The sequence below is a fragment of the Solidesulfovibrio alcoholivorans DSM 5433 genome (assembly GCF_000702665.1).
GTDB lineage: Bacteria > Desulfobacterota > Desulfovibrionia > Desulfovibrionales > Desulfovibrionaceae > Solidesulfovibrio > Solidesulfovibrio alcoholivorans.
On the sequence record NZ_JNJA01000008.1, the window covers coordinates 1 to 15,515 of the forward strand.

General features: G+C 61.3%; 13 protein-coding genes and 2 pseudogenes. 5 read left to right on the plus strand and 10 right to left on the minus strand.

Going from position 1 to position 15,515, the window contains the following annotated elements:
* Window positions 1-203: pseudogene (locus Q368_RS25770) on the minus strand (IS21 family transposase); the annotation flags it as partial.
* 119 nt (window positions 204-322) lie between these two features.
* On the opposite strand from Q368_RS25770, the pseudogene Q368_RS23225 reads away from it, so the two are divergent.
* From Q368_RS23225 to Q368_RS0114300, 4 genes and pseudogenes are all read left to right on the plus strand, one after another.
* Window positions 323-775 (plus strand): annotated as a pseudogene (locus tag Q368_RS23225) (cytochrome c biogenesis CcdA family protein); the annotation flags it as partial.
* 757 nt (window positions 776-1,532) lie between these two features.
* Entirely contained in the window at window positions 1,533-2,123 is a 591-nt protein-coding gene (locus Q368_RS0114290; protein WP_052360173.1) for an Arm DNA-binding domain-containing protein, read from the plus strand.
* Between the two features lie 59 nt (window positions 2,124-2,182).
* Complete coding sequence (locus Q368_RS0114295) at window positions 2,183-3,424, plus strand: FliG C-terminal domain-containing protein (protein ID WP_162179648.1); 1,242 nt, start codon at window positions 2,183-2,185, stop codon at window positions 3,422-3,424.
* Window positions 3,425-3,602: 178 nt separating this feature from the next.
* Window positions 3,603-5,405, plus strand: a complete 1,803-nt coding sequence (locus Q368_RS0114300) for a hypothetical protein (RefSeq protein WP_029459740.1) — start codon at window positions 3,603-3,605, stop codon at window positions 5,403-5,405.
* A 41-nt stretch (window positions 5,406-5,446) separates the two neighbouring features.
* On the opposite strand, the gene Q368_RS0114305 is transcribed toward Q368_RS0114300, so the two are convergent.
* From Q368_RS0114305 to Q368_RS24735, 9 genes are read right to left on the minus strand one after another with little or no spacing between them, the layout of a single operon-like run.
* Window positions 5,447-6,058 (minus strand): hypothetical protein, encoded by a 612-nt coding sequence (locus Q368_RS0114305; protein ID WP_029459741.1) that lies wholly within the window; start codon window positions 6,056-6,058, stop codon window positions 5,447-5,449.
* The gene (locus Q368_RS0114310; protein WP_029459742.1) at window positions 6,052-6,561 is read right to left on the minus strand and encodes a DUF1129 domain-containing protein; all 510 of its coding nucleotides are present in this window, start codon (window positions 6,559-6,561) and stop codon (window positions 6,052-6,054) included. The genes Q368_RS0114305 and Q368_RS0114310 overlap by 7 nt, the downstream gene beginning before the upstream one ends.
* On the minus strand, window positions 6,558-7,106 hold the full coding sequence (locus Q368_RS0114315) for a hypothetical protein (RefSeq protein WP_156955741.1): 549 nt from the start codon (window positions 7,104-7,106) through the stop codon (window positions 6,558-6,560). The genes Q368_RS0114310 and Q368_RS0114315 overlap by 4 nt, the downstream gene beginning before the upstream one ends.
* 5 nt (window positions 7,107-7,111) lie before the next feature.
* The gene (locus Q368_RS0114320) at window positions 7,112-7,624 is read right to left on the minus strand and encodes a hypothetical protein (RefSeq protein ID WP_029459744.1); all 513 of its coding nucleotides are present in this window, start codon (window positions 7,622-7,624) and stop codon (window positions 7,112-7,114) included.
* Complete coding sequence (locus Q368_RS0114325) at window positions 7,608-8,438, minus strand: HesA/MoeB/ThiF family protein (RefSeq protein WP_029459745.1); 831 nt, start codon at window positions 8,436-8,438, stop codon at window positions 7,608-7,610. The genes Q368_RS0114320 and Q368_RS0114325 overlap by 17 nt, the downstream gene beginning before the upstream one ends.
* Complete coding sequence (locus Q368_RS26465; RefSeq protein ID WP_162179649.1) at window positions 8,428-9,306, minus strand: hypothetical protein; 879 nt, start codon at window positions 9,304-9,306, stop codon at window positions 8,428-8,430. The genes Q368_RS0114325 and Q368_RS26465 overlap by 11 nt, the downstream gene beginning before the upstream one ends.
* A complete protein-coding gene (locus tag Q368_RS0114335) occupies window positions 9,278-9,682 on the minus strand; it encodes a type II CBASS E2 protein (RefSeq protein WP_029459747.1) in 405 nt (134 codons plus the stop codon). The genes Q368_RS26465 and Q368_RS0114335 overlap by 29 nt, the downstream gene beginning before the upstream one ends.
* A 3-nt stretch (window positions 9,683-9,685) precedes the next feature.
* Window positions 9,686-9,874, minus strand: coding sequence for a hypothetical protein (locus Q368_RS0114340; protein WP_029459748.1), 189 nt, complete (start codon window positions 9,872-9,874; stop codon window positions 9,686-9,688).
* 42 nt (window positions 9,875-9,916) lie between these two features.
* Window positions 9,917-12,886, minus strand: coding sequence for a toll/interleukin-1 receptor domain-containing protein (locus tag Q368_RS24735; RefSeq protein WP_084158809.1), 2,970 nt, complete (start codon window positions 12,884-12,886; stop codon window positions 9,917-9,919).
* 419 nt (window positions 12,887-13,305) lie between these two features.
* On the opposite strand from Q368_RS24735, the gene Q368_RS25775 reads away from it, so the two are divergent.
* Window positions 13,306-15,513: a RyR domain-containing protein gene (locus Q368_RS25775; RefSeq protein ID WP_156955742.1), complete on the plus strand. Its 2,208-nt coding sequence runs from the start codon at window positions 13,306-13,308 to the stop codon at window positions 15,511-15,513.
* The last annotated feature ends 2 nt before the right edge of the window (window positions 15,514-15,515 follow it).

Below are 15,515 nucleotides of genomic sequence, written 5' to 3' on the forward strand. Positions count from 1 at the left end.
CGACGTTCCAGGGACACAATAAATGCTCCAAGCATAGGACGTGGCTGCACACGACGCTCGTAATGCAGTTCTGTCAGGTCGCCTCGCAGGATTTTCCGTACCGTGTTTTTGGAAAGACGCAGTTCCCTGGCAATCTGCTTGATCGGCTTTTCTTGCCGCATCGTGGCCAGCCGGACCTTCCTGATCGTTTCCACTATCAGCATCTCCTCTCGCTGCCCCTCCCGTCTCCGATGATCGAAGACATCTAAGGGGGCTGCCGAGGGGGTCAATTTTGGACGCTGATTTCATCCAAAGAGGGGTCAATATTCCATGCTGATCAACACTGGGGCGCATGCTTGGTGATGTCGGCCCGTACTGGACGATCCTTGTGGGCGCGATCCTCCTTTGGGTCGCCATGGACATGATGGGAGTGGCCAAATGTTCGGTTTCGGGCGGCATGATGGGAAAGCTCAAAGTCAAAGGAATCGGCGGCGCCTTTCTCCTCGGCTTGGCCTATGGCGTGCTCTCCGGTTCATGCACGTTCGGCTTTATCGCACCCATTTTGGCCATCATCACCATTCAAGAAAAAATCCTCACCGGGGTTGTCCTTATCGTGCTCTTCGCAATCGGCCACTGCCTGCCCATTGTTGCGGCCGGAAGTTCCACAGCGTTCGTACAGCGTTGGCTTGAAAATGGAGCCATGCGCCACGGTGGTGTTTGGTTTCGAAAGAGCGCAGGGGCATTAATCGGACTGCTCGGGGCATACTTCATTGCCAGGCCGTTTTTGGCCGTCTAATCTGGTAAACCTCATGATCATGGATTGAGGCAAGGGACATGCGCAAGGGTAACAGACTCGTGAGCATCCTGATCTCCTTGGTGTTCATCACCGGGATGGTTGCTCCTGTGCCTGAGTGTTATGTCACCAGGGCCGTTGGCCCGCTCCGAGCAAGTATAGCTCCGGGCCTGTAACGAGAACTGTGTAAACCTCTACTAACGGGCAAAAGTCCCAGGAGATTTTCGTGCTGATTAACCGTTACGTAGGTTCTAGGAAGGTACTCGAGGGAGAGACCGCCTGTCTGAAGAGCCTCAACGGTATAAAAAGAAGCTGGGCTATGCGTAACTTTGTCGCAAATCTGTCCAACCAGCCAGAACTCATGGGGACTCTAACCGCCATGTTGTGACAATTTTACCCTTGTCGGAAGAGGGGCAAACTGATAGGTCGAAATCAGAGAGAATTCTAATCAACTATTTTTGAAGTCTAAATATATCAGACTGTTGCATCTTGCTGTGTGGTCCGAGGGTGCTGAGTCCCCCTTCGGCACCAATTCATAGTCCAGGAAGGTCCAACAAGGACAAAAAATCATTGGAAACATTAACTAAGCCGGGCTAGAGATAGTCCGGCTTAGTCATTTGCGTCCGTTGACATCCGTGTAACCGCTGGGTAGCTATCCGGGTCACTGCTTTTCTGGACATGGTAAACACGGGTAACTGGGGTAAATCCCGCGTTCAGCCTCTATCGGCGGACTACCCGTTCCAGACAGGAGGTTACTCGGATGCCTCTGACAGACGTTGCCGTCCGAAACATTAAGCCCAGTCCCAGGATTGTCCGTTACCGCGATGAGCGCGGCCTGTACCTTGAGGTCAGTCACAAGGGTGGCAAGCGTTGGCGGTTCCGCTACACGTTCCGGGGAAAGGAGAACATGCTTTCCCTGGGTGTCTATCCTGACGTGTCGCTCAGGGATGCCCGGGAGCGCCGCGACGAAGCCCGCAAGCTCATCGCCAACGGCATGGATCCAGGCAAAGCACGGCAGGACGAAAAGGCTGTTGCCGAGGCCCAGGCTGCCGCAGACGCGAATCCCTTCGAGGTTGTTGCCCGGGATTGGCACGCCGAGCAGGTAAAGGCCTGGAGCGAGGGCCATGCTGCCAAGGTCCTGGCCCGGATGGGGCCTTGTGCCTGTTCGCCGCCTCCCCCCTGGCAGGCAGGCGCATCGGAGACCACCACAATCGCTTTCGTCTCCCGTTGGTTGAAGCCCTGCTCCACGCGTGGCGAACAGGCTTCAGGCCACACCCCTTGGCTTCGGAGACGGACGCTGCGCTCTTGCGCTTCAAGCGCGCCGTTGCCTACGCCTGTTACAGCGGACTGATGCATCCGCCGCACTTTCCGGGTGAGGGCGACGTCGCTGTGCACCCAAGGCCATGGCCCATGGACAACAGGGCTGCTGCAAAAGGGATTCCGAGAAAACTGCATCATAACGTCGCGGCTTGGATCAAAGCGCAGGCGAATAAATTCCTGGCTGCAACGTCAGGAGGGGATGCCGCGCCCGATGAAAACCCCTCCGCAACGGAAAATGCCGCGCATTTTGACGTCCTTTCTGTTTCCACTGCGGAAATCGTGCGTTTCTGGTCCCCCTTGCACCACGTCATGCGCCAGGGCGACACGCGGCCTCTTGAAGCGATTTGCGACTCCTTGGACGAGTACAGCCAGGCACTCACCAGATTGTACCTGGAGGACATCGACCCGGTTGCTTTCGTGTCCCGGGGGCAGGCCGTGTTCGATGGGCTGATGCGGCGCATCGACGGCTATCTTGAACGCACGCGGTGTTTTTTCGAGGCGCTGGCTGCGCCGGAAGCGACGACGCAGGCGCTTGCCGCAAGGCTCGAGGAGATTTCGCCGTCCGGCGAGGCCGTGGCGTTGCCCTTGGGGGAGGACGACCCTCCATGTCCGCGCCTCGATCCCCGCATGGCGGCCGCGCGCCATGTCCAGGCGCTGCTGACGCTGCATCGTTTTGCCCGCAGGCGGGGTCCCCTTGCCCTGGAAGCCTTCGCTGACGATGCCCGCCTGGGCTGCCCCGTGACCGAAAGCGGCCTGCGTTTTTTCACGACCCTCAACGATCCGTCCGTCCTGACGGAGATCGTCGAGCGCAAGAGCCGCACCATGCGTTTCGAGTGGGAACGCAAGGCCGCAATGTTGTTGGCCGGGTTTCGGACCATGGCGCAAGGGGATATTCCTTTTGTCGCCCGCGTCCGTATGGAGGCGTATGCCGGGGAGTGCTGCGACGCGGAGGATGCGCTTGGGGATGGCGACGATTCGGAATTGCTGGCGCGGATTTTGACGCAGGCATGGGCCGACCCAAGACCCGTTGCGGACGAACACGACTTCCTGTTGTCCGGAATGACCGCCCTGACCGGGCTGTCCGACGAGGAGTTCGGCGCATTGCTCAAGCAATGCACCCTTGAGGATTTATGCCTGTGCCTCGCGTTCTCCCGCGACGACCTGCGGGAGAAATGCCGCAGGGCGTTTACGGAACGCTCCTTTGTCATGCTCCAGGAAGAGGTGAACGGCATGGAACCGCAACGCCGCTGTGACGTCGAGGAAGCCCGCGAGCGTCTGTTGGCGGCAGCCCTTGCCGTGGTGAATCCGGACAATATGGCGTCGCCGTCTTGAACGCCTCAAGCCCATTGCCGGCGAAGTCGCGGGCTGGCGTTGTAGACGCAGGCCAAGCCGTGCATCGGATGGATATGATACGGAATTGCAGGAAGAGACATATGCAAATCCCGCGTTCTCTTTTCACAAGCGTTGCCGTGACGCATGCCGACGCGGCAGGCACGGGGAAGGCGCGGACATGACCGCTCGGGAAAGGGCGCTTCCAGCCTCCGAAGCGGCATACAGCTACGCGAACATGCCTCCTTCCCTGGGGCCCATTCCCCTCGTGATCGGCGTCACGGGGCATCGGGATCTGCCGGATGCGGACAGAAACGCCCTGACTACCGCTTTCACCCGGATTCTGGAATCGTTGCGACGCGACTATCCCGCTTCCCCGATGCTCGTCCTGTCCGCCCTGGCCGAAGGCGCGGACCGCCTCGCCGCCTGGGCCGCCCTGGATTTTCCGGGGACGCGCCTGGCGGCGGTGCTGCCGCTGCCCGTTCCGGAGTATCGGCGCGATTTCGCCACGGAAGCGTCCCGGACGGAATTTTCGGCCCTGCTCGATGCAGCGGCGACGGTACGCGTCGTGCCGCAGTTTCGGGAAGGCCCCGGCTCCACCGCTATGGCGGCCACGGATCGGGAGCGGCAATACGCCCGGGTCGGCGCGGAGATCGTCACGCACTGCCATATCCTGGTGGCGTTCTGGGACGGCCTTGCGGGCGGCGTCGGCGGCACCGCCGAGGTGGTCGGGCATCGCCTGCACGGGATTCCCCGTGGCTTGTGCCGGCGCGACCTGCTGGACCCTGCCGAAACCGGCCCCGTGGCGCACATTCAGACCTCGAGGCGGGATGCCCCTGGCGACGCGGCTTCGGCGGTCGGGGCCATACGCTGGCTGTTCCCCGATGCTCCGGGACAGCCGGGCGGCCCTGCCTTTGTTTGGCGTGACGACCTGCATTTCATGCTGCGGCACATCGACCGCTGCAATCGCGATATCCTCGTCCGGCGCCGTGAAGACCCCGGGGCCATCGCGCGCAGCCGCCTTTCCCTGGCCGAGGTCCCGTCGGCCGGCGAACTGCCCGAAGACCTCGAAACCCTTGCGCAACGTTTCGCCGAAGCCGACGCCATGGCCAACAGGTATCAAGCCAAGAATCTGTTCGCCTTCAGGGCGTTGCTCGTTCTGGGATTGTTGCTCGTCGCGCAGATACAATTGGGCAAATGGGGAGCGCTCGCCGGTTTTCTCGACGGCTTTTGCCTGGCGATCTTCCTTTTCGCCTTCGCAATCTACTGGTGGGCGGGCCGTGGTCGTTGGCAGGAACGCTTTCTGGATTACCGCGGCCTCGGCGAGGGGCTTCGCGTGCAGTTTTTCTGGCGCGCCGGCGGGCTGGGCCAGTGTGCCGCCGACTTCTACATGCGGCGGCAAAGCGGCGATCTGGACTGGATACGGCAGGCGATCCGCGGCTTGACGGCCACGCTTGCGCCGCACCGTCCGCCGGGGCAGGGCGACTGGCTCGCCTGGGTGAGGACCGCCTGGATCGACGGGCAATATCGCTATTTCGCCGGCCCGGTCGGGAGCGGGCGCGGCGGCGCGGCCCTGCGCGACGCCAGGCGCGGCGGGCGCATCAACAACGCTGCCGGCGTGTGTACCGTCACCGGGGTCATCCTGACCCTCCTGTGGAAGTCGGGCCGGCTTTTGCACATTCCCCTGCCGGACTGGGCGGGGCAGGGCTGCATGGTGCTCGGCCCGCTGCTGCTCGCCTTGGCCATTGCTCTCAAGGCGTATGGCGAAACCATGGCGTATCGGGAAAATTCCAGGCGATACGAGAAGATGGCTTTTTTGTTCGCCCAGGGGGGGCGGGCCATGGCCGAGGCGGCGCGGCAAGGCGAGACGGGACTGCGCCGGCACGTGCTGCTGGAGATCGGCAAGGAGGCCCTGGCCGAGAACGGGGACTGGCTTTTACAGCACAGGGCTCGGCCCCTCAAAATGCCGAGCAAGGTGGCCTAAGCGGCATCGCCCAGGAGGCTTGCGGACATTTTTTTCCGGACTTATCTCCTAGAGGACACGGTCAGCGACAACAACGCGATGACGAACCACATAAGAAAAAAAACGAAACCTACCACCGTGACCGATTCGTATTCGGACAGGAAGAGACCGCTCCCGACCGCGCTCGCGGCCAGAAACGCCAGCCAGGTGAGGGTAAAAAGAAAAAGGGACAGCAGAGGCCGCGTCTTGCTTTTCTCGCTGAAGAGGACGGGGGGAATGAAAGCGAAGACGAACAGGTAAATCATATAGGCCGTTTTGACGCCCTCGCTGCGATTTGCCTCAAGCCCGACGTCCATGGCAAGGTAGCCGAGCGCCATGGCGACGAGGGTGGAGAAAACAACGCACGCCTCGATGATCGCGACACGCAAGACCAGCGCCTTGAGCCCGACCTGGCGGCTCCAGACGCCCAGACGCCACAGGGCGCGCCGCAAGGGACGGGCATGCGTCGCGGCGTCGGTCGTTTCGATGGAGCCGTCCTTGGCGATGACGACCACGTCCGGGCCGGTCCCGCGAGCGGAGCGCTTGGGCCAAAAAAATGCACGCACGCCCTCCAGCCGCTTCGCGACGCCGCGCACGGCGCCACGCGCGGACGCAAGCCAGCCGCCGCCTACCATTGCCCGCCCCGGAGCAGATACCGGAAACCGAACGCGGCCGCATAGACGAAGAAAAATACCAATCCCGGATTGAGCGGGTCCCGCAGCTCCGGCAGGACCCAATAGAAGGCCAGCCGCGCCGCGAGCAGGTACGCGCCCCAGCAAAGCAGACTCATTTTGGCGAACTGCCGGCGGTCCGTGCGCAGCTGCTCGGCGAACAGTGTCCTGGGAATGGCCCCGAAACCGCAGCTGAGCAAGATGAACGCCGCTTCCGCAAGGTCCATTCTCGCAGACAGGTTGGCGTAGCCCGAAATGACGTGGGCAAGGACGAGCAGCGTAAACGTGCCGCAAAAGATGCCTGCCATGGCGAGGCTATTGCGTCTGCGACGCCACGACAAACGTCGTCGCAACAGGCCGGGCAGATCGGAACCGTCCGTGGTGCCGACGGAACCGTCCTTGGCGATGACGACGATGTCCGGTTCGGGCCCGTTCCCGTCGGCGTGTCGGCGTCCAAGGAGGTTCATTGCCGCCTCCGCGCCAGCCGGCTGCGCAGCTTCGCCGCAAAGATCGCGGCGTTCGTATACGCGATGATCCACAGACCGACGGAGAAAATCGGGATGCCGAGCCAGTGGCGCGGTAGGATTGCCTTCCAGGATGCCAGGGCGATGGAGACCAGGGTGGCCAGGGCGAAAATGCTGAAGGCCTGGTCGCGCCGCATGTCCACGCCGGACAGAAACAGGCAGACGATCATGGCCGCCGGGCTGACGCCGTAGCCGAGCCAGACGATGGCCGGACTTCTCAGGTAGCGCTGGAGCAGTTCGGGCAGCTCCGGACCGAACGTCGGCAACGGCAGGGCATACCACTGCGTCAAGCCGACGCCGCCGGCCGTAAGGAGCAGCAGATGGCCCAGGCAAAGCGCGAGCAGGCCGGGCAGGGACAGGGCGTAGCGCCTGCCCCGGATGGCGCGTCCGCGCAGGCGTTCCACGGCGACCTCGCCGTCGACGCCGATACGCACGACCTCCACGCCGTCCGCAGCTTCGGATGCTCCTTCAGGAACGCGCCGGTCCATGCCCTTCATCCGCTCCGGTTCGGGAAGAACAGATACAGGGCCACGGGAAGCAGGGCAAAAAAAACCGGCCCCACGAGGTCCAATTCGCCCTGGCCCAGACGGGCGGCGAAGCCCGTGGCGCAAAGGACGGTGAAGAAATAAAAAGTTGGGGACAGGCCGCGATGCCGCGGGATGCGCTGCTTGATGGCGTCGTTGAGGCAGATCGGGATGAACGTGACCGAGGCCGTGAGCAGATGGTCGGCCCATTGCCGCCACAGGGTCGCGACCCCGGCGTAAAGGCCGTCGGCCACGGCGTTGATGCACATGCCGAGGACGACAATGATGGCGTAGCCCTTGACGATGGCGGCAAGGGCGATACGCAGCGCCTGCGCCGGTGGAAACGGCGGGGCAAGCCGGCGCGCCGCCCGGCGTCCCAGGCCGCGCCAGAAAGAGGGCGGCCGGTAGGCCTCGCTGACGATGCGGCCGCTGCCGGTGATGCGGACGACGTCTTCCGGTCCGGAATCAGACGCCGCAGACAACGCAGTCCTCCTGGGGGTGCAGGAAGAAATGCTCGGCCTGGAAGAACTTTTTCATGCCCTGCGCCGGGTCCGGGCGGTTGGCGAAGGCGATCAGGTTGGAGCGAAGCGGCGGGAAATCCCGCCGGCCGTCCTCCGGCAACAGCGCCTCCAGGGCCACGCGGGCCATGATCAGGCTGATGAACCCGATGTCGATGCTGAGCCCGGGATTTTTCTCGAAGGCGTCCAGGCCAAGCCCGTACACCTGTTCGTCGGACGCGCCCGTCGGCTCCGATTCCGCCTCCTCGATGGTCATGCCGTGCTGCCGGGCGAATTCCGTCAGGCAGTTGAAGCAGCCGCCCCGGCCCGGTTCGTAGCGGAACACCATGCCGCCCATGCCCCGCCGGAAGACCATGGCCGCGATAAACGGCGTACCGCTTTCCACGCACATGCGGTTGATGCGGTAGCGGGCGTTCATGTCGTCCACGCCGCAAAGGACGAGCCGCGCGGCGTCCTTGTCCGCAAGGCCGGCGGCAAAGGGCGGCGAGTCCTCGATCCTGTCGGGATAGGCCGCGACCCGAGCCTCCTCGTTGCGGTCGTAAATCCAGTCGGCCATGGCTTCGGCCTTGTTGCGGCCGAGGTGCGCGCGTCCCAGGACATGACGCACGAGATTGACCGGCTCGAGGACGTCGTGGTCCCAGAGTTCGAAGCGGGTCACGCCGTTTTTGGCCAGTTCCGCCAGCGCCAGGGCGTTTCCCGAGCCGCAGCCGGCGGCCATGACGACGCGGTCGCCAAGGGACTGCGGATTGAGGATCTTCAGGATGCGGCTATAATCCATGCGTGAGCGTCCTCGGGTCGAAGTGTTCGATGTCCAGGAGCGCCTCCTTGCCCTCGGCCCGCAGGGCGACCTTGCCGGGGAAGGCGGTGCGCAGCGCCACGGCATAGGGTCCGGCGGTAAAAGTGATGTCCTGGTCGCTGTTGAGGGTGATGCGCGGGGGCTCGCCGACACGCAGGAGGTGTTCCCGCAGGGCGGCCAGGAACGGGGCGCGCTCGCGGCGCAGCTGCCAGGGCATGTCCCGCCCCGTGCGGGCGGCGATGGCGTCGCGCAGGAGCTTGCCTTGCGCGGCGTCGCCCGGCGTGACCGTGATCCGTTCCGGGGCGAGGGGGACAAGGGCATCCGGCGTGATCAGGGCCACGCGGCAATGACGCGTGAGGAATTCGTGGAACCGGCCGGGTTCGCCCGCAAACGGCCGGTGCATGAGCACGCCGAGGAAGGCGTTGAAGCGTTGCGGATAGTCGGCGAGGAACGCGCGGTAGCCCGCGACGTCGCCTTCGCTGAAGCGGTCGTAGCCGTTGGAGAGGTGGTGGTGGAAGGAGCCGAGGTAGCGCACGTCCGGGGCGAGGGGCTCCAGGGCGTCGAAGACCCAGTCCTGCCATTCGCCGTCCTGGAAGAGCATGGTGGCCGAGCGCCTGGCGCGCGGCCCGGGCGGCAGCAGGGCGACGATGCGCAGCCGCACGGGGCCGGCGGCGTCCGGCGCTTGTTCCAAGAAACCGAGCAGGCGTCCGCCGTCCTCCACTTCCGGCCGCGCCGCGGCGCAACGGAGCATGGCCGCGACGACGGCGGCGTCGAAGGCCGCCTCCACGCGGCCGAGGGCGGCGGCTGTTGCGCCGCTTGCGTCACTCCTCGACGCCGGGCCACTGTCCATTGCGGATATAGACCTCGTATTTATTGAGATAGATGGCAATTTTCCCGACGACGAACGCCAATGTGCAGCGTTCCGGGTGCCAGGCCTGGGGGTTCATGTAGCAGATGTTGCCGGCGCGATACATGTGCGGCGTGGGCTTGATGTCGGCGACGAAGGCGAGGGGCTGGGAGTAGGGGAAGTCCTCGAGCTGGCTCAGTTCGACGGCATAGGTGTTGTCCCAGTTGGTGGCGAGGGAGCCCCGGCATTTGCTCACGCTGCCCCCGCCACCGAGGAGTTGGAAGGTCGGGAAGAAATGCTTGAGTTTCTCCTGTTCGACGAACCAGCGGCCGCATTGCTTGAGGGCGGCCTTGTCGGCCGCGGAGATGAGCACATCCATGGTTCAGCTCCGGGAGAATTCGCCTTTTTCGTCGATCACCCTGATCTTGTTGCCCTTGTCCGGCAGGACGTCCTGCCCGAGGCGCTGGATACGGCCGTCGGGCAGGATTTCGATGGGCGTTTCCTCGTGCACCTGCGCGGTGAGCGCTTCCTGGGCGGCATGCCGTGCGGCCCGCCCCTGGTCGTTGGTCATGAGTGCCTCCTTGGGAGTTGCGACGCCAGTCGGCGTCCTGCGTTAATTCGCCGGGGTCGCCGCTGCGGCCCGGGCCTGCTGCAGTTCGTTTTCGTAAAGCGGCACAAGGGACCAGCCTCCGTCCTCGCGCCACCAGATGCGCCCGGCCTTTGCTGCTTCAAGGCGTTTTCGAGTCAATGCCTCCCTGTCCTTGGGTACAGGAAGTCCATTATCATCGAGTTGGTAGGAAAGCCCCAGTTCGGTATATTCAGTAAGGCTTTTGAGGATGACACTCCTTTCTAATTGATGGATGTCTAGAACAAAGCTGTTGTCGAACATATCAATGGCAAGGCTTCCGTCATGCAGAAAAAATACGGGATCATCTCTTTTGTCTATGCCTCCCGGCGGGAGGAAATAGGTTATTAATTCTGCATTCTCGATGTCATAAAGATAAATACCATCATCTGAGGCGATGACGGCAAGGGTGTCGTCTGGGCTTATGTCAATATTATTGATGTGTATACTGATGTTCATTTTTCTTATTAAATTTGTATCGTCCATATTGTAACTTAGAATTGAATCGTCAGATATGACAAGAAGTCTTTTCTCGTCGTTCGAAAAAGAGAGTGCTTTAATCTTAGCGTTGCGTGTATTGCGTATGTCGATTTGTTTTCCAGTTATTGCGTCAACTATTGTAATATTTGTAGAATGGTCGTCGATCCATGCGATATATTTTCCATGATTGCTTATAGTTGGAACAATGTAAAATCCAAGTAGCTTGAATGTTGCAACTTTATTTCCGTTGTTGGTGTTTACAATAGTTAAAAAACTATCAGTATTGATAAAAGCTAGTCTGTTCCCGTTGTCAAGAAAATATGCTGCAAGGCCGTCTTCTCGATAGTGGGCAATGTCGCCAATGTTGAGTATTTCTTCATCTGTTGTATAGTCCACAAGAGAGTTGTTGTTGTTGTAATCGCCTGCAAGTATGTATGGTTTTTCTGTGCAGACGATGTCACAATTTAGTGAATCGTCAGCGCTTATTCGGACGAGTCTCGATCTCTCTGAGAAGTATTTGGCTTTGTAGCTGTTGTTGCGCACGCAAATACTTGTAGGTATGTAATTGTCTGTTTTGCTATGAATATCTTTGATGATTTCTCTGTATTTATAAATTACTGGCTCTTGTTGTATGGCGTCAGATATGTCGACATATTCTTTGAAAAAAGCTGTGGAATTGCTGTTTGTCCATTCCTTTATTTCACCATTGCTGCCGCTTGATAGTATTTCTGTTCCGAGGTTGTTGTTTGTGAGAACGAGAGATTCTGTACCGCTTTCAGAATGAATAGTAGCATCTGGGATATTTCCCTGCGGATGTAGGAGTCTCATGGATGTGCTGTTGTCTGAATAAATGATGAAACTATCATCATTAGTTACTGCAATGTGTGATATTGGACTTTTGTGAGACCCTAAGTGGGTGGCGGAGTCGAGATTTGGTATTGAGAGTTCCTTTAGCTCTCCAGCGGTTGTTCCTATGACAATGCCTGTATCGTCATTCTTAAACGCTATTGCAGAGATGTTGCCAAGGTAGTTTGCTTGTGATATTATACTATTTGTTGTTGTGTTGATGCTTATTAAGCCATCTTCTAGGCCTGCTATTATGTATTTATTATTGTGAGAGAATGATATGCAATTTACTTTTGAATTTGTATTGATTTTTGTTTTGTCATAATTTTTTGTACTCCATAGTACAATTGAGTCGTTGCCACCTGTTGCAAAGAATTTATTGTCTTGACTAAATGAAGCTGTAAGTACACCTTGTGCGTCTCCTGGCCAGCGCCTTACAGGGTATTCGTGTTCATTTAGGATGATGTGTGGATTTGTTGTGTCTATAGTATCCCATATTACTATTTTATTGCTAGATAGACACGCGGCAAGCCATTTTTCTCCGCCAAAGACTAACGTATTTATAAGATTATTTGCTGTAGAATCTTGTGAAAACTCTTCGGGTAGTACGATTTTGTTGCATTTTTTTTCAAGTCTATCGCATAGGTATATAGTATTTTGCCCAGAAATTGTCGCCTTGAGTTTCCCAGAGTTACTTAAAAATGTTCTTCCAGCATTTGGTATCGAACTGTTTTGTGTTGTTATTTCAGTTATAGTGTGCCTTAATGCAAAGGCTCCGCCTATTCTTGCGCGCATGCTGTCTACAAGCTCTAATGATTTCTTGTAGTATATTATGGCATCACTCCATCGGCACTCTTCTATCGCTGCCTGTGCAAGTCCGAGTTGCTGCGATGCAAGACGCCTCTTGGCGTCGTCTTCACTCTTTTTCGCCGCCTGCTCCGACGCCACCGCTTTGCGCTCGGAAACCCAGGCCCGCCAGGCCAGGCCGGCGAAGAGCGTCATGAGCATGGCCATGACCGCGCCGGCCGCCATCAGACGGCGCACGCGGCGTTCCTGCTCTCGCTGCTTGAGATCGTCGAAACTCACGCCAAGGAGGCCGGCCGCCAGCTTGAGCAGGGCGTTTTTTTTGCCGTCCTTGCCCGGCCGGGCGTCGGCGGCGATGGGCTCGCTGCGCTCCTGGCCAGGATTGCCCGCGGCGTCCAGGCGAAAGCGCAGGGCCGGGGGGAAACACTCGGCCGCATCGCCTTCCGGCTTGTCCGCGGCATTGGGCTCGCCGTCCACGATGAGCGACAGAATCCGGTTCTCCCGGCCCATGGCCTTGAAGGTCTTGATCTCCTCGTTGACCCAGACGGATTGGGCGGCATGGGGAGAACAGATGACGATGAGGTAGCGGGAGCGGGCGAGGGCGTCGGTGATCTGTGCGCCAAGACTGGCCGACGTGGGCAGTTCTTCGCGGTCCCTGAAGACCGGAAACAAGCGCTTGGGCAGCGCCTGTCCGTCGGGCGCGTGTCCGTGAAGCCGTTTGGGAACCTTGTACGTCTCAAGGGCCTTGTGCAGCCAGTCTCCCCACTTCTTGTCGCGGTGGCTGTAGCTGATGAAGGCGAAATACTTGAAATCCGGTTGGTCCGGCATGGCTTCCCCCAAAGTGCCCTCGCGTGCATGCAAAAGCTATCCCGGCTTCACGCCGTCATGATGCAGCGACGGCTCCTTTGAAAAATCACGAGGTTAACGGTACAATATGCCCAGTACAAAAGCAAATGCAAACACCGTCGCACCACACCGCAAGCCGGTTGTGGACACGGCCGCTAGGTTTTGCCGGACGCCGGCATTCCCGACTGGCGGGATGCGGCGATCCGCCATACCCTCGCCCACGTGGACAACAGGGAGTGCAGGGTGCGGATTCCGCCACCGGACTCGCGTTGCGGCCCTGAAAAATACAGTGGTATTTTTTAAGAAAAATAATTATACTAGCAAATTATACTCGAAGCGAGATATGCTGTTCGGGAGTGCGAGAGGAGAGGCGACCCGCAACGGTGCTGAGGAGGGACCGCGTGCCGGAAACGAAACCATACCGACCCGTCGTCATGGACTCGGCCACCACGCTGCCGCCGGAGTTCGAAAACCTCATTGAATCCCTGGCCAGCAACATCCACGACGTCTGGGCCAGCCAGCGCATGCGCGAAGGCTGGACCTACGGTCCGCAACGCGACGACGCGCGGAAGACGCATCCCGACCTCGTGCCCTACGCCGACCTGCCGGAATCCGAAAAATACTACGACCGCAATACCGCGACGGAAACGATCAGGCGCATTCTGTCCTTGGGCTACGGCTTCACGAAGATCGAGGACGGGCGGACACAATGCCTTTTTCAGGATGGCCCGGATGCCGTGATCCGGGAATGCACGGCCTTGCGCAAGGCCGGCGAAAGCCTGCCGGCCTATGACAAGATCCATGCGGCCCTGGCCGCGTGGCCCACGGACCCCGGCCTGCGCCGGCTTGCCGCCCTCGTCCTGGCCGACCTCGGCGCCACGGGACGGGCCAACGTCATCCTGCGCACGCTCCTCAACGAGGGATACCGCGACGCGGAAACCCTGGGCATCCTGGCCAGGACGCACAAGGATCTCGCCCAGGCGGCGGGAGACGCAAGGGAGCGCAAGAGCCAGCTCGCCGAGGCGCTGCGCCTCTACGCGCAAAGTTTTCGGGAGCACAAGGGCTATTACGCCGGCATCAACGCGGCCACGCTCGCCGTGCTCCTCGGTCAGGACGACGAGGCCGCACGCCTGGCCGGCGCGGTCGATGCGCTGTGCCGTCGCGCCATGGCCGCCGCACCTGCGTCCCACGAGGCCTATTACCTCACGGCCACACTGGGCGAAGCCGCGCTCGTCCTCGGGCATGCCGACGCGGCGGCGCAGTGGTATCGCCAGGCGGCCACGCTTGGCCGGGGCAACTGGAAGGATATTCATTCCACAAGGCGCAACGCGCGCCTGCTGCTGGCCTGCCGCGGCGGCGACGCGTCCGTCGTCGAGGACGCGTTGCGGCTTCCGGCGACGGTCCTTTTCTGCGGGCAGCGCCTCGATGCCCCGGGGCGGCCGGACGCACGCTTTCCCGACGACCCGGCCCTGGCCGCGGCCGTGGCCGAGGCCCTGGCCAGCAGCACCGCAGCCCTGGAACTCGGGTTCGGTTTCGCCTCCGGGGCCGCCGGCGGGGACCTCCTTTTCCTGGAGACCGTCCTGCGCCAGGGAGCCGAGGCGCGCCTCGTCCTGCCCTTCGACCGGGAGCACTTCGTCGCGCAATGCGTGGACAGGGGCGGCGCGGGCGATTGGCCCGCGCGGTTCGCGGCCGTCCATGACGCCCTGGAACCCCTCGGCCGCGTGGCCTGCGCCTCGGACTGGCCCGTCGGCGGCGGCGAGGACTTCGATTTCGCGCAGCGCTACCTGCTTGGCGCGGCCCGCCTCAACGCTGCACGGCTCGATTCGCGGCTCGTGGCGCTGGCCTTATGGGACGGCCGGCCCGACGATTCCCCCGGCGGACCGGCTGCGGCGGTGCGGCGCTGGGAGCAGGCCGGCGTGGAGTACGCCGTGATCGACCTGGCGGCGATCCGGCAGCGCGTCGCCGGCATCTGCCTGGATTCGCCCGCGCCCGTGGCCCCGGCGCGGGACACGGGCGCGGGCGCGCCGCTGCCGGGCGGCCTGAAGCCGGAGATCATGACGATGCTTTTTGCGGATGTCGCCGGCTACAGCCGGCTGCGCGAAGAGCAGATACCGCCGTTCATGACCCGGTTCATGGGCGGTGTGGCCGAACTGGCGGACCGGTTCGGGCCGGTGATGCGCAACACCTGGGGCGACGGACTTTTTTGCGTCTTTGCCGACCCGCGCGCGGCAGGGAGCTTCGCCCTGGAACTGGCGGCGTTCGCCAGTCGCACGTCATGGCCGGAGTTCGGACTGCCCGAAGGGCTCGGCATCCGGACCGCGCTGCACTCCGGTCCGGTCTACCGTTGCCAGGACCCGGTGCTCGGCCGGGCGAACTACACCGGCACCCACATCAGCCGGGCGGCGCGCTTCGAGCCGATCACGCCGAAAGGGCAGGTGTACGCCAGCGAGGCGTTCGCGGTCCTGGCCACGGCCTCGGGGGTGGAGGATTTCGTCTGCGAATACGTGGGGCGCATCGAACTGGCCAAGCACTACGGTGTCTTTCCGGCCTATCTGGTCCGCCGGGGCGCATTGGCGGACACGGCCTGCGAGGTCCCGGCAAAGGGCTGACG